This is a genomic window from Pseudogemmobacter bohemicus (assembly GCF_003290025.1).
Taxonomy (GTDB): domain Bacteria; phylum Pseudomonadota; class Alphaproteobacteria; order Rhodobacterales; family Rhodobacteraceae; genus Pseudogemmobacter; species Pseudogemmobacter bohemicus.
In genome coordinates, this window is record NZ_QNHG01000001.1 from 1057935 (window position 1) to 1077938 (window position 20004).

General features: G+C 63.9%; 13 protein-coding genes, 1 tRNA gene and 1 pseudogene. 10 read left to right on the forward strand and 5 right to left on the reverse strand.

All coding sequences use genetic code 11. The annotated features are described in order from the left end of the window. Nucleotides 1–381: 381 nt before the first annotated feature. A complete protein-coding gene (locus DRF71_RS05070; RefSeq protein WP_112309407.1) occupies nt 382–1224 on the reverse strand; it encodes a ferritin-like domain-containing protein in 843 nt (280 codons plus the stop codon). A 5-nt stretch (nt 1225–1229) separates the two neighbouring features. Beyond that, nucleotides 1230–1706: a peroxiredoxin gene (locus DRF71_RS05075; protein ID WP_112310000.1), complete on the reverse strand. Its 477-nt coding sequence runs from the start codon at nt 1704–1706 to the stop codon at nt 1230–1232. A 608-nt stretch (nt 1707–2314) separates the two neighbouring features. Between DRF71_RS05075 and DRF71_RS05080 the strand changes: the two genes are divergently transcribed. The 8 genes from DRF71_RS05080 (at nt 2315) to tsf (ending at nt 13237) form a co-directional block, all read left to right on the forward strand. Beyond that, nucleotides 2315–5917: a YhdP family protein gene (locus DRF71_RS05080; protein WP_157970932.1), complete on the forward strand. Its 3603-nt coding sequence runs from the start codon at nt 2315–2317 to the stop codon at nt 5915–5917. Between the two features lie 26 nt (nt 5918–5943). Then, nucleotides 5944–6990, forward strand: coding sequence for a tRNA preQ1(34) S-adenosylmethionine ribosyltransferase-isomerase QueA (gene queA, locus DRF71_RS05085; RefSeq protein WP_112309409.1), 1047 nt, complete (start codon nt 5944–5946; stop codon nt 6988–6990). Nucleotides 6991–7033: 43 nt separating this feature from the next. Next, the gene (locus DRF71_RS05090) at nt 7034–8458 is read left to right on the forward strand and encodes an MFS transporter (RefSeq protein WP_112309410.1); all 1425 of its coding nucleotides are present in this window, start codon (nt 7034–7036) and stop codon (nt 8456–8458) included. A 63-nt stretch (nt 8459–8521) separates the two neighbouring features. After that, nucleotides 8522–9109, forward strand: coding sequence for a DUF924 family protein (locus DRF71_RS05095; protein WP_112309411.1), 588 nt, complete (start codon nt 8522–8524; stop codon nt 9107–9109). Between the two features lie 90 nt (nt 9110–9199). Next, the gene (lpdA, locus tag DRF71_RS05100) at nt 9200–10597 is read left to right on the forward strand and encodes a dihydrolipoyl dehydrogenase (RefSeq protein WP_112309412.1); all 1398 of its coding nucleotides are present in this window, start codon (nt 9200–9202) and stop codon (nt 10595–10597) included. Nucleotides 10598–10616: 19 nt separating this feature from the next. Then, entirely contained in the window at nt 10617–11195 is a 579-nt protein-coding gene (locus DRF71_RS05105; RefSeq protein WP_112309413.1) for a methyltransferase domain-containing protein, read from the forward strand. Nucleotides 11196–11447: 252 nt separating this feature from the next. Continuing rightward, nucleotides 11448–12209 carry a 30S ribosomal protein S2 gene (rpsB, locus tag DRF71_RS05110; RefSeq protein ID WP_198672067.1) on the forward strand — a complete coding sequence of 254 codons (762 nt, stop codon included), beginning with the start codon at nt 11448–11450 and terminating at the stop codon, nt 12207–12209. A 116-nt stretch (nt 12210–12325) separates the two neighbouring features. After that, entirely contained in the window at nt 12326–13237 is a 912-nt protein-coding gene (gene tsf / locus DRF71_RS05115) for a translation elongation factor Ts (protein ID WP_112309415.1), read from the forward strand. Between the two features lie 151 nt (nt 13238–13388). Here tsf and DRF71_RS05120 read toward each other — a convergent pair whose 3' ends face one another. Next, nucleotides 13389–14177: a helix-turn-helix transcriptional regulator gene (locus DRF71_RS05120; RefSeq protein ID WP_198672068.1), complete on the reverse strand. Its 789-nt coding sequence runs from the start codon at nt 14175–14177 to the stop codon at nt 13389–13391. A 555-nt stretch (nt 14178–14732) separates the two neighbouring features. Here DRF71_RS05120 and DRF71_RS28440 point away from each other — a divergent pair. Continuing rightward, a pseudogene (locus DRF71_RS28440) lies at nt 14733–15215 on the forward strand (hypothetical protein); the annotation flags it as partial. 321 nt (nt 15216–15536) lie between these two features. On the opposite strand, the gene DRF71_RS05125 reads toward DRF71_RS28440, so the two are convergent. Together DRF71_RS05125 and DRF71_RS05130 are read right to left on the reverse strand one after the other, a co-directional pair. Further along, nucleotides 15537–15610: transfer RNA gene (locus tag DRF71_RS05125), tRNA-Gly, on the reverse strand. A gap of 165 nt (nt 15611–15775) precedes the next feature. Next, nucleotides 15776–17824, reverse strand: coding sequence for an ASKHA domain-containing protein (locus DRF71_RS05130; protein ID WP_112309417.1), 2049 nt, complete (start codon nt 17822–17824; stop codon nt 15776–15778). A gap of 255 nt (nt 17825–18079) precedes the next feature. On the opposite strand from DRF71_RS05130, the gene DRF71_RS05135 reads away from it, so the two are divergent. Next, entirely contained in the window at nt 18080–19897 is a 1818-nt protein-coding gene (locus DRF71_RS05135) for an ABC-F family ATP-binding cassette domain-containing protein (RefSeq protein ID WP_112309418.1), read from the forward strand. The last annotated feature ends 107 nt before the right edge of the window (nt 19898–20004 follow it).

A 20004-nucleotide genomic window follows, 5' to 3' on the forward strand; every position in this document is an offset into this window, starting at 1 on the left:
CCGCCCTGGATCAGGCGTGGCCCGGCCGGGCAAGGGTGGGCAGACCCGATTCCGGGCGCCGGCAGCAACTGACCCGGTCTGTCCCGGAGGCATTTGCAGTATCGGCGCCAGTGGCGGGCGGGCGGGGCATCCGGTCGGATATCCGCTCCTGCACCGACAATGCGGCAGAGAAAGGACGACCCGGAAAACAACACCGTCCGAAAACACGCCCGCCGGGGACGAGGATGAGTCGCCCTCCGCCGGATCAGACGTGATTAGCGGCGCAAGGGCGCGCTCGCAATATTTCCGCTCTGTGACAGGGCCGCAGCGGCTGGCCATCGCCTGTTCCCGGCGGTTTCTTGCCGATAGACGCTCTGGACCGGGTTCCGGCCGGTGCGCCGGTCAGGCCGGGGTTTCGGCCTCATCCCCTTCGGCCAGCGGCCAGTAGAAGTCCGGCGGCAGCCCGGCCTCGGCGCGCTTTTCCTCGTTGAAGGGTGGTTTCAGCTGGCCGTGGAAATAGCGCCGGACCAGGGCATGGAAGACCTCTTTCGGATCCGTGCCATCGCGGCCGCAAAGCCAGTTGAACCATTTCGAGCCATAGGCGACATGGCCGACCTCTTCGGCATAGATCACCGCCAGCGCCTCGAGTGCGCCGGTCTTCTCGCCCTGGTCGCGCGCGCGCTGAAACACCGCGATCATACCCGGCGTCACGTCAAGGCCGCGCGCCTCCAGCACCATCGGCACCACGGCGAGGCGGCCCAGGAAATCGTCCGCCGTGTCTTCGGCCGCGCGCCACATGCCGGCATGGGCGGGCAGGGCGCCGTAGAAACTGCCCATTTCCTCAAGCACATCCGAGAGCAGCGTGAAATGTTTAGATTCCTCATCCGCAGCCTTCACCCAGTCGTCGTAAAACCCCGGCGGCATTGGATGCGAGGCGAAGCGAGCGATGATATCCCAGTGCAGGTCGATGGCGTTCAGCTCGATATGGGCCACGGCATGGAGCAAAGCGATCCGCCCATGCACGCTGCCCGTGCGCCGGCGCGGCACATCGCGCGGCGGCAGCAGATCGGGTTTATCAGGCCGGGCCGGGCTTAGCGGCGGCAGGGCCGCACCGATCTCCAGCGGCTGGCCGGCCTGACGGCTGGCAAACCACAAGGCGGCATGGCGGCGGCTGATCGCCGCCTTGGCGCGGCCATCGGCCGTGGTCAGCACCTCGACCGCCATCTCCGACAGGGTCATCGCCATCGCGCTCAGCCCTGCAGCGCCCTGGCTGCCGCCAGCACCTCTTCGGCATGGCCCTTGACCGAGACCTTCGGCCAGACCTGCGCGATCAGGCCGTCGGACCCGATCAGAAATGTGCTGCGGGTGATGCCCATATAGGTCTTGCCATAGTTCTTCTTCTCGCCCCAGGTGCCGTAATCCTCGCAGGTGCTGCTTTCGGCATCGGAGGCGAGGATGATCCCCAGCCCATGCTTGCGACAGAATTTGTCATGCGCGGCAACGCTGTCTTTCGAGATGCCGATCACCGTGGTGCCGGCCCCGGCAAATTCCGCCTTGAGACGGGTGAAATCCTGCGCCTCCAGTGTGCAGCCAGGAGTGTCGTCTTTGGGATAGAAGTAAAGCACCACCTTGCCTGGCGCGAGCGCCGACAGCGAGACGGTGCCGCCGCCATCGCGGGGCAGGGTGAAATCAGGGGCTTTGTCGCCGGCAGCAAGGGTGGTGGTCATCTCGGTCCTTTCCGAAAGCAGATCCGGTCTGAGGGCGGTCGCCCAGGCAAGACCCCGCGCGGGCGGGCACTTGCGGGTCACGGGGCTTTGTGTTTCGCCCGGCTTCGCGCCAGGATAGAGGCAAGCGGCTACCGGTGCCAGAGGTTCAGGCTGAGGTTCAGGCTGAGGTTCAGGCTGGGGCACAGGCTGCTCAGCCAGGGCGGCGGGCGGCTCAGGGGCGATGAACAGCACCCGGGTCGCGGGAATTGAAGGGCGAAGACGCAGTGAGCGGGGAAAGCAGCGCCGGGAAGACCAGTGCCGGGAAGACCAGTGCCGGGCACGGTGCTGCCGGAGATAATGACGCGGAGCGGGCCGACCCGGTTTCCGCCATATCGGACATTGCCGATGCCTTGCCGGACGGAATCGCCGAACCCCGGGAAATCGGGGCATCGGGGCCGGAGGCGTCTGCCCGGGACGCATCCTGCCGCGACGTGCCTGAGCGCGAAATGCCCGATGCCGCGCGGGTAACAGAGCCAAACCCGCCGGGGGATGCATCGCCCCAGAAAGGGCAACAGAGAGGGCAACAGACGGGCCAGAGCGCGACAGCCGCGCAAGTCCCGCAGCCTCCCGTGCCTGTGGTCACCGCGTCGGTTGCTTCCGCTCCGGACCAGCCGGCCGCATCTGAACCCTGGGATCTCGACGACCCGCTTGCCGCGTCGCTGCCGCGCAACCCTGTCGCCGGCGATCTGGCCACAGCCATGACCGCAACCATGACCGCAGCCGCAACCGGCGCGACGCCGGAGCCGGAAGCGAAGAAGCGCCCCCGCCGGTTCCTTGTCAGCCGGGCCGAGGCGCGGGCGCAGCGGGCGCAAAAGCTCAGGCCGAGGATCGGCCTCAGGCTCGGGCTCTTCCTGCTGTTTCTGCTCGGCTTCGTTGGGCTTGCGGGATTTGTGCTGCTTGGCCGCAGCCTGACGCTGCCGGTCTGGGCGGTGGCCTCGATCGAGCAGCGGCTGAATGACACGCTGGGCAAAAGCCACCTGCCCGAAGGCAGCGCGATCTCGCTGGGCGAGGTGACGGTGACCATCTCGCCCGACCTGACACCCAATCTCGACCTGCGCGATCTGCGGCTGATCGACAGCAAGGGCTCGTCGCTGCTGAGCCTGCCCGAGCTGCGGATCGACCTTGCGCCAGGTCCTTTGATTACGGGCCAGATCAGGCCCAGCCTCGTGCGGATGACGGGGGCCAGGGTTGCGGTCGCCCGCGATGCCGATGGCCGCATCGCGCTGAGCTTTGCCGGGCTTTCGGGCAGCCCGCAGATGGGGACGCCGGCCGAGGTGCTGGATGCGCTGGACCGCATGTTCTCGACCGGCACGCTCAGCGCGCTTTCAACGGTCGAGATCGACGGCCTCGCGCTGACGCTGGACGATGCGAGGGCCAGACGGAAATGGGAGCTGGGCGACGGGCGGCTGATGGTCGCGAACGGGGTGGACAGCCTCTCGGCCGAACTTTCGGTGACGCTCCTGACCGGCGCGGCGCCCGCGCGTGCGACGCTGGCGGTCGAGACCGCGAAAGGCGACAGCTCGGCCCGGTTCTCGGCCACGGTCGATCAGGTCGCGGCGCGCGATCTGGCGGTTCAGGCGGCGCCGCTGGCCGCTTTCGCCGTGCTGGATGCGCCGATTTCGGGGCGGCTCGACGGCACGCTGGACGCGGGCGGCAGGCCGGGGGTTCTGGCGGGGCGGCTTTCGCTGGGGCCGGGGGCGCTGGATCCCGGAGCCTTGCGGGCAGAGCCTGCGGATACGGCGGAAACCGCGACCGGCCTCATCGAAGGCCCGCCGCCACCGCCGCGTCTGATGGCCTTTGAAAGCGCCACTGTCGCGCTGCGCTATGATGCCGGGTTGCAGCGGGTTTTCCTCGATGAGGTCGATGTGCAAAGCCCCTCGCTCAGGGTCTCGGCTTCGGGAACCACCGATCTCGGCGATGCCGGGGGCCAGCCGGTTCAGCCCGGCGATCTGCCGCAATCGGTGGTCACCCAGCTGAGTATCGGCGAGGTGATGGTCGATCCGGATGGGCTCTTCGAGGCGCCGGCGCGCTTCTCTTCGGGCTCGGCTACCTGGCGGCTGCGGCTCGATCCTTTCTCGGTCGAGATAGGCGAGGTGGTGCTGAACGAGGGGGATGACCGGCTGGTGCTGTCGGGCCATGCGCGCCTTGATGCGGGCGGCATCTGGTCTGGCGCGGTGGATGTGGCGCTGAACCGGATCTCGACCGAAAGGCTGATCCGGCTCTGGCCGCTGGCGGCGGTGCCGCGCACGCGGAACTGGCTTGCAGAGAATGTCGGCCAGGGCGCGCTTTCTGACGTGGCCGCGGCGCTGCGTTTTCGCAGCGGCGAAGAGGCGCGGTTCGCGCTGGATTACGAATTCTCCGGCGCCGAGGTCCGCGTGGTCAGATCGTTGCCGCCGATCCGGAACGGCCATGGCCGCGCGGCGATCCAGGACAATACCTATACGCTGGTGATCGAGGGCGGCGAGATCACCGCGCCCGAGGCCGGTGCCGACGGGGCGCGGATCCGGGTCGATGGCTCGCTGTTCCGGGTGCCCGATATCCGCAAGAAACCCGCCGATGCCGAGGTGCGGCTGATCGTTGATGCCGGCCTGACCGCAACGCTGTCGCTGCTGGATCAGGAACCGTTCCATTTCATCTCGAAAGCCGGGCGCCAGGTGGATCTGGGCGAGGGGCGCGCGCTGCTGGTCGCCGATCTGCGCTTTCCGTTGAAGCCGAAGATCCTGACCGAGGACATCCGCTATGATGTCAGCGGCCGCATCCTCGATTTCCGCTCGGATCGGCTGGTTGCGGGCAAAGAGATCCGCAGCGATGATCTCGCGGTGAAGGTAACGCCTTCGGGGATGCGGATTTCCGGCGAGGGCAGCATTGCCGGCGTTCCGGTCGTTGCACGCTATGAACAACCCTTTGGCAAGGATGCTGCCGGCAAGGCCACTGTCACCGGGACGGCGCGGCTCAGCGATGCGGGGCTGCGTCGGCTGGGGGTGCAATTGCCGGAAAACTGGATCTCGGGCGAGACCCGGGCCGAGGTGGAAATCGCGCTGCCAAAAGGGGCGCCGGCGCGGCTGAGCCTGAAAAGCGACCTTAAGGGGCTTGGCCTGAACCTGCCACCGCTGAGCTGGACCAAGACGAGGGACAGCAGTGGCCGCCTTCTGGTCGAGGCGGCTCTCGGCCCGGCACCCGAGGTGACGAAGCTGGAGCTGAACGGCCCGGGCCTCAGCGCCAAAGGCCGGCTGACCACCAAAGCCGGCGGCGGGCTTGACCGCGCCAGTTTCCAGGAACTCAAAGCCGGCGGCTGGCTTGATGCTGCGGTCGATCTGACGGGGCGTGGCAAGGGCGCCGATGTGGGCGTGACCCTGACCGGCGGCCGGATCGACCTGCGCGAGATCCCGAAAAGCAAGGCGGGGGCAGCGCCCGGCAGCGGCGGCGGCGCCATCGCGGTCAATCTTGACACGGTGGTGGTGACGGGGGGGATTTCCCTGACCGGACTTTCCGGCACCTTCACCCCGCGCCAGGGCGGGCTGGACGGCAGTTTCGTCGCCTCGGTCAACGGGAAAAGCCGGATCGCCGGCGCCACCATGCCCTATAAAGGCGGCACGGCGGTGCGGATCACCTCGAATGATGCCGGGCGGGTGATGGCGGCGGCCGGCTTTTTCGATATGGGGCGGGGCGGCTCGCTCGATATGACCATCCAGCCCCGCGACGTGCCGGGCCAGTATAGCGGCGTGGCAACGGTCACCAGTTTCTCGATCCAGAACGCGCCGGTGCTGGCCGAGCTGCTGTCGGCGGCCTCGGTGGTCGGGTTGCTGGAACAGCTTCAGGGCGGCGGCATCCAGTTTTCCGAGGGCGATGTCTCTTTCCTGATCCTGCCCGAAGGCGTCCAGATCGCCCAGGGCGCCGCCATCGGTGCTTCGATGGGAATATCGTTTGCCGGATTCTACCATTCCGCCAGCAGCCGGATCGACATCCAGGGCACCATCTCGCCGATCTATCTGCTGAACGGGATCGGCCAGATCTTCACCCGCAAAGGCGAAGGATTGTTCGGTTTCAACTACCGGCTTGCGGGGGCCGCGAAAAATCCGCAGATCAGCGTCAATCCGCTGTCGATTCTGACACCGGGGATGTTTCGCGACATCTTCCGCCGGCCCGCTCCGGTGCTGAAAGGCGCGGGCTGAAGGGGCTAAGACTGGGAGCAGGGCGGATGCAGCTTTCCGATTTCGATTTCGACCTGCCCGAAGCGCTGATCGCGACGCGGCCGGTGCGGCCCCGGTCATCGGCGCGGCTTTTGCTGGCCGAAGGCGGCAGGGTCCGCGATCTCTATGTGCGCGACCTGGTCGATATTTTCCGCCCCGGCGACCTGCTGGTGCTTAACAATACCAAAGTGATCCCGGCCCGGCTGACCGGCAGCCGCGCGCGCGGCGATGCGGTGGCAAAGATCGAGGTCACGCTGATGGAGCCCGCAGCCCAGGGCGGCTGGCGCGCCATGGCGAAACCCCTGCGCAAGGTGAACCCTGGCGAGGTGATCCGGTTCTCCGACCGGCTTTCCGCGACAGTCGCGGAAAAGGGCGAGACCGATCTGCGGCTGGAATTCAGCCTCAGCGGCCCCGATTTCGACGCGGCTTTGCTTGAGGCCGGCACCATGCCGCTGCCGCCCTATATTGCCGCGAAACGGGCGCCGGACGCCGCCGATAACCAGGATTATCAGACGGTCTTCGCCCGTTGTGCCGGCGCGGTGGCCGCGCCCACCGCCAGCCTGCATTTCGACGCGGATCTGCTGGCCGCCCTGCGCGCCAGGGGTGTCGATTTCACCGAGGTGACGCTGCATGTCGGTGCCGGCACTTTCCTGCCGGTCAAGGTCGAAGACGTCACCACCCATAAGATGCATTCCGAATGGGGCGAGGTCAGCGAGACCGCCAGCGCCCGGATCCGCGCGACGAAAGCTGCGGGGGGCCGCGTGATTCCGGTCGGCACCACCGCGCTCAGGCTGATCGAAAGCGCCGCGCGGGAAACCGGCGAAATCGCGCCATGGTCGGGCTGGACGGATATCTTCATTTACCCGGGATTCACCTTCCGCGTGTCCGATGCGCTGATGACCAATTTCCATCTGCCGAAATCGACGCTTCTGATGCTTGTTTCGGCGCTTATGGGACAGGAGAGGATGCGCGAAATCTACGATCATGCCATCGTGAACCAGTATCGGTTTTTCTCCTATGGCGACTCGTCGCTGTTGATCCCATCAGACGGCTGATCGTCAAAGACAGCCCGCCGGCCATCCTTTCGCGGAGCATCAGATGCTGAGAGTCCTTTACACCACCTGGCCGCTTTTGCTGGGAGTGCTGCTTTTGATGCTGGGGAACGGCGTCCAGGGCTCGCTGCTTGGGATCCGCGGTACGATGGAGGCGTTTACGACCTTCCAGCTGTCCTTCGTGATGTCGGCCTATTTCCTCGGCTTCCTGCTGGGCTCGCGCTATGTGCCGGGGATGATTCAGCATGTCGGCCATATCCGCGTCTTCGCGGCGCTCGGCTCGCTGATCTCGGCGGTGCTGGTGGTCTATCCGATGCTGATCGACTGGCAGGCCTGGGCGCTGATGCGGGTGGTGATCGGTTTCGGCTTTGCCGGCGTCTATATCACGGCGGAAAGCTGGCTGAACGATACCGCGACCAATGAGACGCGCGGCCAGGCGCTGTCGGCCTATATGATCGTGCAGATGATCGGCATCATCTCGGCCCAGGGGCTGCTGGCGATTGGCGACCCCTTTGGTTATGACCTCTTCCTGATCCCCTCGGTTCTGGTCTCGCTGGCCTTCCTGCCTTTGCTGCTGGCGACCTATCCCAGCCCGAAATTCGAGACCGGCCAGCGGCTTGGCTTTCGCGAGCTTTACCGAATTTCGCCCCTGGGCTGCGTCGGGATCTTCCTGATCGGCGGTGTGTTTTCGGCAATGTTCGGCATGGCCTCGGTCTGGGGCTCGATCAGCCTCCTGTCGATCGGGCAGATCGCGCTTTTCACCTCGGCGCTCTATATCGGAGGGCTGATCCTGCAATATCCGATCGGGCGGCTGTCGGATCGGATCGACCGCCGCAAGATCATCGTCTGGCTTTCGGTGGTGGCAACCGTGATCATGGCGGTGGCGACCATTTTCCCGCTGCCTTTCCCCGCCTATCTGGTGGTGGCGGCGCTTTTGGGCGGAATCACCTATCCGATCTACGGGCTGATCATCGCCTATACCAATGACTACCTGTCGAAGGAGCAGATGGCGGCGGCCTCGGCAGGGCTCTTGTTCATCAACGGCGTGGGCTCGATCTTCGGTCCGCTGATCGTCGGCTGGCTGATGGGGCGCGATGTGATGGGGCCACGCGGTTTCTTCTTCTTCGTCGGTGTGCTTTACGCCATGCTGGCCGGTTATGCCGCCTGGCGGATGACCAAACGCGCGACGCCGGTGATGACCGGCGCCTATGCCAATATCGCGCCGATGGCCTCGGCGGTGGCCTCGGTCGCAGTGGTCGAGAATGCGGCCGAGATCAACCCTTCGCCGGAAAATCCCGAAGCCGCGGCCGAGGCCGCCCAGGCGCTGATCATCCACCGTGATCAGAGCACGCCGGCCGCCGCGCCCGAACAGCCCGCACCTGATCCAGCACAGCAAGGCGATGACAGGCGCGCATCCGGGGCAGGGGAGCCGGACCCGGGCGAAGAAAATCCACCTCAGCGCGAAGCCTGAGGTTGCACCCCGCCCCCCCCGCTGCCAGTCTGGCCGAGGATTGGCCGGCAGCGGGAGGTGAGGATGTCAGACCCGATCGAGGTTCTGCAATTCTGGATCGAGGAAATCGGTCCGGAGGGCTGGTATGCCGGTGGCGAGGAGATTGACGACGCCTGCGCCAGCCGGTTTGGAGAGCTCTGGCAGGCCTTGCATGAGGGTGGGCTGGAGCATTGGGTCGATGGCACGATTGGCACGCTTGCCTATCTGGTGATCGCCGATCAGTTCGCCCGCAATATCAACCGCGGCCAGGCCACGGCTTTCGCAACCGATGCGAAAGCGCGCGATGCCGCGCGCCGCGCACTGGATGAAGGCTGGGATCTCGGCGCGCCCGAACCCGAACGGCAGTTCTTCTATATGCCCTTCGAGCATTCCGAGGATCCCGCCGATCAGGCGCTCGCCGTCCGGCTTTTCGCGGAACGGATGCCGTCGAGCCCGGAAAGCCTGCTCCACGCGCGGGCGCATCAGGAAATCATCCGCCGCTTTGGCCGTTTTCCCTTTCGCAATGCGGCGCTTGGGCGGGAAACCACGCCGGCAGAGGCCGAATTCCTTGCCGCCGGGGCCTACCCGGCGCTGGTCGAAACCCTGCGAGCCAGCCATGCATCAGGTGCATAGGGGCGCGGCGCTAACTTTGTTGCCTGGTTAAACCGGATTGTTTAAGGGTAAACCAGTTTTTATGGGCCAGTTCTTCTGAGGGAGGCGGAAATGGCGGATTCGAGTTTTGATGTGGTGGTGATCGGTTCCGGTCCTGGCGGCTATGTGGCGGCGATCCGGGCGGCACAGCTGGGCCAGAAAGTCGCGGTGGTCGAGCGCGAGAATCTGGGCGGCATCTGCCTCAACTGGGGCTGTATCCCGACGAAGGCGCTGCTGCGCTCGTCCGAGGTCTTCCACCTGATGCACCGCGCGAAGGAATTCGGCCTGAAGGCCGAGGGGATCTCTTATGATCTTCCCGCGGTGGTCGCCCGCTCGCGCGGGGTGGCGAAACAGCTGGCCGGCGGCGTCGGGCATCTGCTGAAAAAGAACAAAGTCACCGTGATCATGGGCACCGCCAAACTCGCGGGCGGCGGCAAGGTGGCGGTCACCACCGATAAAGGCGCTGAAACGCTGGTGGCAAAAAACATCATCCTCGCCACCGGCGCCCGCGCCCGCGATCTGCCGGGGCTGGAGGCTGACGGCGATCTGGTCTGGTCCTACCGCCATGCGCTGGTCGCCAGTCGGATGCCGAAAAAGCTGCTGGTCATCGGCTCCGGCGCCATCGGCATCGAATTTGCCAGCTTCTTCAACACGCTCGGCGCCGAGACCACCGTGGTCGAGGTGATGGAGCGCATCCTGCCGGTCGAAGACACCGAAATCTCCGCCTTTGCGAAAAAGCAATTCGTCAAACAGGGGATGAAGATCTTTGAGAAAGCGGCGGTGAAAAAGCTCGACCGTCACCCGGGCAAGGGCATTACCGCCCATATCGAAATCGGCGGCAAGGTCGAGACCCAGGAATTCGACACCGTGATCTCCGCCGTGGGGATCGTGGGCAATGTGGAAAATCTGGGCCTTGAAGAGCTGGGCGTGAAGATTGACCGCACCCATGTGGTGACGGATGAATATTGCCGCACCGGCGTGCCCGGGCTTTACGCCATCGGCGATATCGCCGGCGCGCCCTGGCTGGCGCATAAGGCCAGCCATGAGGGCGTCATGGTTGCCGAGCTGGTCGCCGGCCAGCATCCGCACCCGATCAAACCGGGCTCCATCGCCGGCTGCACCTATTGCCACCCGCAGGTTGCCTCCGTCGGCCTGACCGAGGCGAAGGCGAAAGAGCAGGGCTATGAGATCCGCGTTGGCCGCTTCCCCTTTATCGGCAACGGCAAGGCGATTGCTCTGGGCGAGCCCGAGGGCATGGTGAAAACCGTGTTCGACGCGAAAACAGGCGAGCTTCTCGGCGCCCATATGGTCGGTGCCGAAGTGACCGAGCTGATCCAGGGCTATATCATTGGCCGCACGCTGGAGACGACCGAGGCGGAATTGATGGAAACAGTCTTCCCGCATCCCACTCTTTCAGAGATGATGCATGAATCGGTGCTCGACGCTTATGGGCGCGCCATTCATTTCTGAACGCTATTGAGGAGGCCAGATGGCTTCGCTGAACCGGGTCGTGATGCAGAAGATCAGCCTGCAATGGCTGGTGGATCTGGAACCGGCAAAGCTTGATGCGGCGGAAATCTCCGGAAACTGGGGCGAGCGCCTCGGTTTCCTCAGCTACAGCGCGTTTCATTATCCTGACCATGACCCCTGTGCCGGCCCGTTCCGGGATGCGGATGGCAAGCGCTGCAAATTCGACGTGATCCTCGCCAATCAGGTCTGGGAACATATCGAGCGCCCCTACGCGGCGACCCGCAATGTGCTGCGCATGCTGCGCCCCGGGGGATGGTTCTGGCTCGCGGTGCCCTTTTTCGTGCCATATCATGCGGTTCCGGTCGATTGCTCGCGCTGGTCGGCCCTCGGGCTGAAGAATCTGCTGATCGAGACAGGCTTTGACGAAGACAGCATCATGGCGGCGCAATGGGGCAACCGCGCCGCCGCTTTGCGCAACCTTGAACCCGACTGGCCCCCCGCGTCATCCTCGGATGACGATCTGACCAATGATCCGGAATTTCCCCTGGTCTCCTGGGCCATGGCACGCAGACCGCTTGACCGCGCCGCCTCTGGCTGATCTGCGCCTCCGGCGGGAGTATTTAAGTCAAGAGGAAATGCCATCTTCCTCTTGATCTAAATACTCCCCGCGGAGCGTCCCGCAGCCGCGATTTACGCAAAGGGGTTGCGCCACGCGGGCCGGGCAGCTATACGCGCGGCACTTCACAGGCGGAGGCGGGCCTTTGCGGGGAGAAATCCTGCGACAGGTCCACCGGTTGGGGCAATTGCCCTGAAACCTCTGCTCAGGCGCAAACCGGAAAGGTATTTGGACATGGCGCTCCCTGAATTCTCGATGCGTCAGCTTTTGGAAGCTGGCGTTCACTATGGTCACCAGACGCAGCGCTGGAACCCGCGTATGGCCGAGTATATCTACGGCGACCGCAACGGTATCCATATCGTTGACCTGACCCAGACCGTCCCGATGCTGGACCAGGCTCTGAAAGTCGTGCGCGACACCGTCGCCAAAGGCGGCCGTATTCTTTTTGTCGGCACCAAGCGTCAGGCTCAGAAGCCGATCGCCGAAGCCGCAGAGAAATGCGCTCAGTATTACATGAACCACCGCTGGCTTGGTGGTACGCTGACCAACTGGAAGACCATCTCCCAGTCGATCCAGCGTCTGAAGCAGATCGACGAGACCCTTGCGGCAGGCGCAGAAGGCCTGACCAAGAAAGAGCGTCTGAACATGGAACGCGACCAGTCGAAGTTGCAGGCTTCGCTGGGCGGCATCCGTGAAATGGGCGGTGTGCCGGATCTCCTGTTCATCATTGATGTTGGCAAGGAAGACCTCGCCATCCTCGAAGCGCAGAAGCTGGGCATTCCGGTCGTGGCCGTGGTTGATACCAACTGCTCGCCCAAAGGCGTGAACTATGTGATCCCCGGCAATGATGACGCTGCCCGCGCCATCGGTCTCTACTGCGACCTGATCGCCCGTGCAGCCCTTGACGGGATGTCGGCTCAACTCGGCGCCGCCGGCGTTGACCTCGGCGCGCTCGACGACGCGCCGGCAGAAGAAGCCACCGCCGAAGAGGCCTGATCTCAGGGCAGGGGGGCGCTGTTTCTCAGCCCGCCCCCCGCGACTGTCACCGGGTTGTTGCGCGGCGGGGATAGCCCCGCCGTGATCCGTTTCTACCTTTCCGAAGGAGCTGAAGAATGAGCATCACCGCCGCAATGGTGAAAGAACTGCGCGAAACGACCGGCGCAGGCATGATGGACGCCAAGAAGGCGCTGACCGAGACCAATGGCGACATGGAAGCCGCTATTGACTGGCTGCGGACCAAGGGCCTTGCGAAAGCTGCGAAAAAGGCTGACCGCATTGCGGCCGAGGGCCTGATCGGCGTGTCCGTGACCGCCGGCAAGGGTGTTGCCATCGAGATCAACTCGGAAACCGATTTCGTTGCGAAGAACGCCGATTTCCAGAAGCTCGTCCGCGAGATCACCGAAGTTGCGCTGACCACCGCCAATGACGTCGAAGTGCTGAAAGCCACCCATCTGAACGGCAAGCCCGTTTCGGAAGTGCTGACCGATGCCATCGCCCGGATCGGCGAGAACATGACGCTGCGCCGGATGCATGCGCTGGAAGGCGACACCGTTGTGTCCTATGTCCACAACGCTGCCGCCGACGGCATGGGCAAGATCGGCGTGCTGGTTGCGCTGAAAGGCGATGCCGCCAAGGCACAAGAGATCGGCAAACAATTCGCGATGCATATCGCGGCGACCAACCCGCTCTCGCTGTCGGAAGCGACGCTGGACCCGGTCATCGTCGAGCGTGAGCTGGCCGTGCAGACCGCCAAGGCACTGGAAGAAAACGCCTCCTCGGCCAAGCCGAAGCCCGAGCAGGTGATCCATAACAACATCATCCCGGGCCGGATGAAGAAATTCCTCGCCGAGAACACGCTTCTGGGCCAGGCTTTCGTCATCAATCCCGACCTGACCGTCGAAGCGGCTGCCAAAGAGGCCGGCGTCGAGATCACCGGCTATGCCCGTGTGGCGGTTGGCGAAGGTATCGAGAAGAAAGAAGAAGATTTCGCGGCTGAAGTCGCCAAGACGCTGGCTGGCGCCTGATCTTCCCGGATCCTTTGCGGGATCCGTTTACTCCGGGGGCCGTACCGCAAGGTGCGGCCCTTTTCCATTCAACTGCTCAGAGGTGCTGGCAATAACGGCTGGCATCCATCTGTATTTACTCGTCAATCCGGCAGCAACTGGGTGGGCGGGGTCAGCTGGCGGCCTGTGCCATGGGGTCGGGGAAATGCTGGAAGATCATGTTCAGGAGCGCACCCTTGGCCACCGCCTGAGCCGTGGTCTCAACCGCCAGCGCATCGCGGGCAAGCCGCAGGTGTTTTTCAACCATGGCCGGCGAAACGCCCATCAGGAGCGCCACATCCTGGGTGGTCTTGCCATCCGCCACCCATTCCAGCGCCTCGCGCTGGCGCGGGCTGAGCGAGCGGGCGCGCGAGAGCTGCGGCAGTTGCACGATCCTGAGATGCATCATATGGGCGATGGCGCTGATCTCGTCGCTGCGCTCTGCAAAAATGCGTTCGACATCGGCATGGTCAAGATCGGTATCCGCAATCAGCCCAAGCGCGCCCTTCGCCCGGGTCGAGGCTTCCGGAAAGCTGACGGTGATGCCGGCTTTGATGCCCATGGCAGTGTTCTGACGCACGATTTCCGCTTCTTCTGGCGCGAGTTTTCCGGCCGCCAATGCCTCATGCACCCATTGCCAGGTGCGGATGCCGGAATTGCGCTCGGCCCAGCGGAAGACCGGGCTGCGGCTGAACAGGCCGCTCTCAAAGTAGCGCCGCGCATAGTCCTGGTTCATCGTGCTGAGAAACAGCGCATCATCCGGGTCGCCGATCGTTTTCAGATGGCGAAAGCGGGTAAAGCCATAATTCGCCCTGGCAAAGCCCAGGGATGCGAAATGCCGGGTCGCGATGTCCCAGGTCTCATCAATGCTCGTCGACTGCGCGATATAGCCAAGAAGCTCGAGGACTGAACTGCGGGTCATATGGGCCTCCATTGGCGTAGCGGCATGGGGTCCGCCAGGCCAGTTGCTGCTGGTAACTGTTTCTAATTATGCAGACGTGCGGAACCTGTCGAGCCTTGGTGAGCATTGCAGAAAAATGTGACGGAAGATTTCATAAATAGCAGGCCGGAAGGGCCGATGGCGGGATTTTTCGACCCTCGCCATGTGAATAATAACACAAATACAATGTGTTATCTGTTTTGACGGCATTGCCGGGCGCGGCGGGACGGTGTCGGGAAAAATTTCAGCCCCCCGATCAGGTGGCGCCCTGAAATCCGGCGAACCTGGCGCAGGGTTACAATATTCCGGCTTTCGGCGCAGATCCCGACCTGTTCGCCGGGACCGGGTGTCTGACCCTGTGCGGTACTGTCCGGCAGGTGTTGAGACCTTTGCGGAGCGAAAGCCCTATGGTGTGAAATGCGCGCCGGGCGGTTTTGCGGGGATCGTCGCCAATCAGGAGGGCCGCCGTCCCGATCAGTGCAAAACGCCTTCAGCTGGTCTCAGATGTGATCGCCCGCCAGCTCGCCGGGCAGAGCGAGGATCCACATCGGTATCGAGGAGGGAACGTTGGAACTGTGGGCGGTCGAGTGAGGCGGCATCCGTATCGGTTACGTCGGGCAGGTGAAGTGCCTCCGGCTCAAACGAACCGGCGAGGTGTTCCTCCCGATCTACTGGTGCAAATCCCGCCGGAGGAGCAGGTCGGCAGCGTCACCGTCTGACACGAGGGGCCATGGCACCATCGCGGCGCGTGGGGGCGATGCGATCATACCACCAGAGCGAAAGATGGGGCATGATCCTGGCCTGCAGGCGCTTCGGATGGGCGAACCCCGGAGGAAGCGGCCCGGATGTCACCGAGGCAGTCGCGTGGACGCCTGGACGAGATGCCCTAAGCTCCGGGGCGCGCGTATCATGGCGGATGCAGAGGTTCAGATCCAAATCGTGTCGCTGGGTCTCCCGAACCAATGGCGTTACCCTGATCCAGATGAACCGCTTCAGCCCACGCGGCATGCCCGAGACTGACGATCCAGGGGAAAGGCGCCGGAAAGGCAGGGGCACGACCTCAACCGACTGCCCAACAAAGCCCCGCGAGGGTTTGATCTTGAGCCAGCTCGTGTCAGCCCCCTGGACCTCAGGTTCGGATCGACCACGCGCCCACACATCCCGCTGCTCGCTGTCAGTCCGCAGCCAGGTCGAGGAGGCATTCTCTCCCTCAAGCCGGACCCGGAATCAACCCAGTTCACAGCGATACTGCAAGTGTCGCGAAGACAGGACGGCATTTTGGATAACTGAAAATCACAGAATTAAAATCTGGTAATGAAAACGAATCATCAGATCTGTGATTGGAGCGGGCGAAGGGAATCGAACCCTCGTCATCTGGTTGGGAACCAGAAGCTTTACCATTAAGCTACGCCCGCAGTGCGATCCTGAATAGCCGCAGGCGCAGGTGGACGCAAGGCGATAACCGCAAAGAGGCAGGTGGTATCCGCCTGTCCGCCTCGCAATCGCGAAAGGCGGGCGGCAGAGGGGAGCGACAAGGGCCAGCCCGGCAGCACGCCGCAAGGGCCGGAGGCCCCCCGGGCTCACCGCCGCCGCCGCCGGCCCTCGGTGCCGCCAGAGCCGCCGGTGTTGAAGGAAACATCCGGCAGGGTGACGATCTTTGCCAGTTCCGGGAAGGGATCGACCGCATTGGGGATCGCGCTGGCATTGACGAAATGCTCCTGAAAGCGCGGCTCGATGGCGGTTTCGACCTTGTGGATCTGATGCACGGTCGCCTCGATCTGGTCACGCGCGGCGCGGTTCAGGAGGGCAATGCGCGCGCCGGTGCCGGCGGCATTGCCGGCCGAGGTGACCTTCTCCAGGGGCACATCGGGGATCATCCCCAGCACCATCGCATGTTTCGGCGAGATATGCGCCCCAAACGCGCCGGCCAGCGTCACGCGGTCGACATGGTCAATGCCGGTCTCGTCCATCAAAAGCCGCGCCCCGGCATAAAGCGCCGATTTCGCCAGCTGGATTGCGCGGATATCGCCCTGGGTTACCGTGATCCTGGGGCCACCCACGGCGCTGCCGTCATGGACCAGATACGAGAAGGTACGGCCATGCGGCTCGGCGCGCAGCGTGCCGGTCTGGTCGGGGCCACCGATCAGACCCGAGGCATCGACAAGGCCCGCCATCCGCATTTCGGCCACCGCCTCGATGATGCCTGAGCCGCAGATGCCGGTGATGCCGGTCTTTGCAGTCGCTTCGGCAAAGCCCGGATCATCGGACCACAGATCAGAGCCAATCACCCGGAAGCGCGGCTCTTTGGTCAGGGGATCAATGGTGATCCGCTCGATCGCGCCGGGGGCGGCGCGCTGGCCAGAGGAAATCTGTGCGCCCTCAAAGGCGGGTCCGGTGGGTGAGGAGCAAGCCAGCACCCGCTTCTCATTGCCAAGCAGGATCTCGGCATTGGTTCCCACATCAACAATGAGAACCATGTCCTTGGATTTGTTGGGTTCCTCAGACAAAGCCACCGCTGCGGCATCGGCGCCGACATGGCCCGCGATACAGGGCAGCACATAGACGCGGGCATTGTGGTTCATTGCGGTCAGATCCAGCGCCCGCGCGTCGAGCGAGAGCGAATCCGAGGTTGCCAGCGCGAAGGGCGCCTGGCCCAGCTCGACCGGGTCGATGCCGAGAAAGAGGTGGTGCATCACCGGGTTGAAAACGATGACCATCTCGTAGATTTGCGCCGAAGAGATGCCGGCTTCCCCGGAGATCGACAGGATCAGGCTGTTGATCCCCTCGCGCACGGCTTTGGTCATCTCGACATCGCCACCGGGGTTCATCATGGCATAGGAGACGCGGCTCATCAGATCTTCGCCAAAGCGGATCTGCGGGTTCATCAACCCGGAAGAGGCGAGCACCTTGCCGGTGGAAAGGTCGCAAAGATGCGCCGCGATGGTGGTGGAGCCGAGATCGACGGCGAGGCCGTAAAGCGGCTCTTCGGTATAGCCCGGGAAGAGATCGAGGATTCGGTGGGCGGTGTCGTGATTGCCATGATTGAGGACCGCAGTGACCTTCCACTCCCCCTTGCGCAGCACAGTCTGGAGTTTGCGCAGAACGGTAAGATCGGCGCTCACATCATTGATTTTCCACTGATCTTTCAAGGCGCGTTTAAGGCGTTCGAAATCACCGGTCGGAATATGCATATCGGGCTCTTCGACCTCGACATAGAAGCTGCGGGTGGCGGGATCCATCGCGATCTCGCGCTCGGTCGCGGATTTGCGGATCACCTGCTTATGGACCTGGCTTTCAGGCGGCACGTCGATGACGATATCGCCCATGACCCTGGCCTGGCAGCCAAGGCGGCGGCCCTCTTTCAGCCCGCGGATACGGTTGTAGCGGTCCTCGACCGCGTTCCATTCGGAGAGGGCGCCCGGCTCGACCGTGACACCATGTTTGGGGAATTCGCCATAGCCCGGGGTGATCTGGCATTTCGAGCAGATACCGCGCCCGCCGCAGACGGAATCGAGATCGACGCCGAGGCTGCGCGCGGCCTGAAGGACCGGGGTGCCGAGCGCAAAACGGCCGCGTTTGCCCGATGGGGTGAAAATGACGAGAGCGTCTTCTGACAGGGATGCAGACATGGGGCTTGCCTTTGATCTTCGCGCGCGAATTCGGTTCTAGCGGGAAAGGGCGTCGGGGCAAGGGCGGGAAGCGTCAGGTTGCGACCTGTTCGCGGCGTGTTCGCATCGGGGGGAGCGCGGCGCCATCGGGGGCCAGCCCCCCAGCCAATTGGTTTCCTGAACCGATGGCAAAACCAATTGGCTACCCCGGAGTATTTTTATCAAGAGGAAGGGAGGAGAGTTGACGCGATGCGATGCTGCGCATAGCGGAGGGCCATGGCACGCGCACCACTTCTTCAGCTTTCGGGGATTTCGCTGACTTTCGGCGGCAATCCGGTATTCGATGATCTTTCGCTGACGGTTCAGCCGGGGGACAGGGTAGCGCTGGTCGGGCGCAATGGCACCGGAAAATCCACGCTTATGAAGGTGATGGCGGGGATTGTTGAGGCCGATAAGGGCCAGGTCGTGGTGCCGGCAGGCGTCACGGTCGGCTATATGGAGCAAGATCCCGATCTGTCGGGTTTCGCGACTCTGGGGGAGTTTGCGGCATCTAAGCTGCCGGACGATGAGGCCTGGCGCCTTGCCACTGTGGCGGATGGGCTGAAATTCGACCCGGATGTGCCGGTGGCCACGGCTTCGGGTGGTGAGCGGCGGCGGGCGGCTTTGGCCAAGCTGCTGGCCGAGGCGCCGGAGCTGATGTTGCTGGATGAGCCCACGAACCACCTGGACATTCAGGCCATCGAATGGCTGGAAAACGAATTGCGCGAGACGCGGGTGGCCTTTGTGCTGATCAGCCATGACCGGGCATTCCTGAAGGCGCTGACACGGGCGACCTTGTGGATTGACCGTGGTGAGGTGCGGCGGCGCGAGGCCGGGTTCGACGGCTTTGAGGACTGGCGCGAGACGATCTGGGCCGAGGAGGATGAGGCCCGCCACAAGCTTGACCGCAAGATCAGGGCCGAGGCAAAATGGGCGGTCGAGGGAATTTCGGCGCGGCGAAAGCGCAACCAGGGCCGGGTGCGGGCGCTGGCGGCCTTGCGGGAGGAGCGCGCGTCGCAGATCCGCCGTCAGGGCACGGCGGCGATGGCGCTGGAAAGCGGGCCGGTCTCGGGCAAGCGGGTGATCGAGGCGGTCGGGCTGACGAAGCGCTTTGGCGACAAGACCATCGTGAAGGGCTTTGACCTGCGCGTGCAGCGCGGCGACCGGGTGGCCTTTGTCGGGCCGAACGGGGTGGGGAAGACCACGCTTCTGAAGTTGTTGACCGGTGAGATCCAGCCCGATGCCGGCACGGTGACGCTGGGCACCAGCCTGGAGATCGCGGTTTTCGACCAGACGCGCTCGCGTCTTGATCCCGAGGCGAGCCTTTGGGAGAACCTGACCGGTGATCCGCTGATGGCGGTCTCGGGGGCTTCGGATCAGGTCATGGTCAGGGGGCAGCCGAAACATGTGGTCGGTTATCTGAAGGATTTCCTCTTTGACGAGGCCCAGGCGCGGGCACCGGTCCGGTCGTTGTCCGGGGGGGAGAAGGCGCGGCTTTTGTTGGCGAAAATCATGGCATTGCCGTCGAATCTTCTGATTCTGGACGAGCCGACCAATGATCTCGACGTCGAGACGCTGGATCTTTTGCAGGATATTCTGGGTGAGTTCGACGGGACCGTGCTGCTTGTCAGCCATGACCGCGATTTCATCGACCGGGTGGCGACGACCACAGTGGCGATGGATGGGGACGGGCAGGTGAGCGCCTATCCCGGCGGCTGGTCGGATTATGTCAGCCAGCGGCCAGAGCGGGTGGCGCCCGTTGAAATCCCGCGCGTCCCGCCGAAGGTGGAACCCCGGGAAACAGAAGTTATTTCAACCGGTTACGCGCTGTCTTTCACCGAGAAAAAGCGCCTCGCCGACCTGCCTTCGGTGATTGAGAAACTGGGCAGTGAGATTGCGCGTCTCGGCGATTTGCTTGGTCAGCCGGATCTCTTTGACCGCGAGCCGGTCAAATTCCGCAAGGCAAGCGAGATGCTGGCAGAACGGGAGACGGCCCTTTCTCAGGCGGAAGAGGAATGGCTCGCGCTCGCGGAACGCGCCGAGGGTCAGGGCTAAACCAGGCCGGATTCCGGGATCTTTCTGGATTTTTTGACAGCCGATCATCAGCAGGAACTGTCTGTTCCATGCCTTCGGGGTTTGGTGACTTTGCACGCATATGGCGG

What these genes read in the sequence shown, in the direction of transcription:
- DRF71_RS05105 (WP_112309413.1), top strand. Translation starts at nt 10,617, where the DNA reads ATGGCTTCGCTGAACCGGGTCGTGATGCAGAAGATCAGCCTGCAATGG.
- lpdA (WP_112309412.1), top strand. Translation starts at nt 9,200, where the DNA reads ATGGCGGATTCGAGTTTTGATGTGGTGGTGATCGGTTCCGGTCCTGGC.
- rpsB (WP_198672067.1), top strand. Translation starts at nt 11,448, where the DNA reads ATGGCGCTCCCTGAATTCTCGATGCGTCAGCTTTTGGAAGCTGGCGTT.
- DRF71_RS05120 (WP_198672068.1), bottom strand. Translation starts at nt 14,177, where the DNA reads ATGACCCGCAGTTCAGTCCTCGAGCTTCTTGGCTATATCGCGCAGTCG.
- tsf (WP_112309415.1), top strand. Translation starts at nt 12,326, where the DNA reads ATGAGCATCACCGCCGCAATGGTGAAAGAACTGCGCGAAACGACCGGC.
- DRF71_RS05135 (WP_112309418.1), top strand. Translation starts at nt 18,080, where the DNA reads ATGGCACGCGCACCACTTCTTCAGCTTTCGGGGATTTCGCTGACTTTC.
- DRF71_RS05070 (WP_112309407.1), bottom strand. Translation starts at nt 1,224, where the DNA reads ATGGCGATGACCCTGTCGGAGATGGCGGTCGAGGTGCTGACCACGGCC.
- DRF71_RS05090 (WP_112309410.1), top strand. Translation starts at nt 7,034, where the DNA reads ATGCTGAGAGTCCTTTACACCACCTGGCCGCTTTTGCTGGGAGTGCTG.
- DRF71_RS05130 (WP_112309417.1), bottom strand. Translation starts at nt 17,824, where the DNA reads ATGTCTGCATCCCTGTCAGAAGACGCTCTCGTCATTTTCACCCCATCG.
- DRF71_RS05095 (WP_112309411.1), top strand. Translation starts at nt 8,522, where the DNA reads ATGTCAGACCCGATCGAGGTTCTGCAATTCTGGATCGAGGAAATCGGT.
- queA (WP_112309409.1), top strand. Translation starts at nt 5,944, where the DNA reads ATGCAGCTTTCCGATTTCGATTTCGACCTGCCCGAAGCGCTGATCGCG.
- DRF71_RS05075 (WP_112310000.1), bottom strand. Translation starts at nt 1,706, where the DNA reads ATGACCACCACCCTTGCTGCCGGCGACAAAGCCCCTGATTTCACCCTG.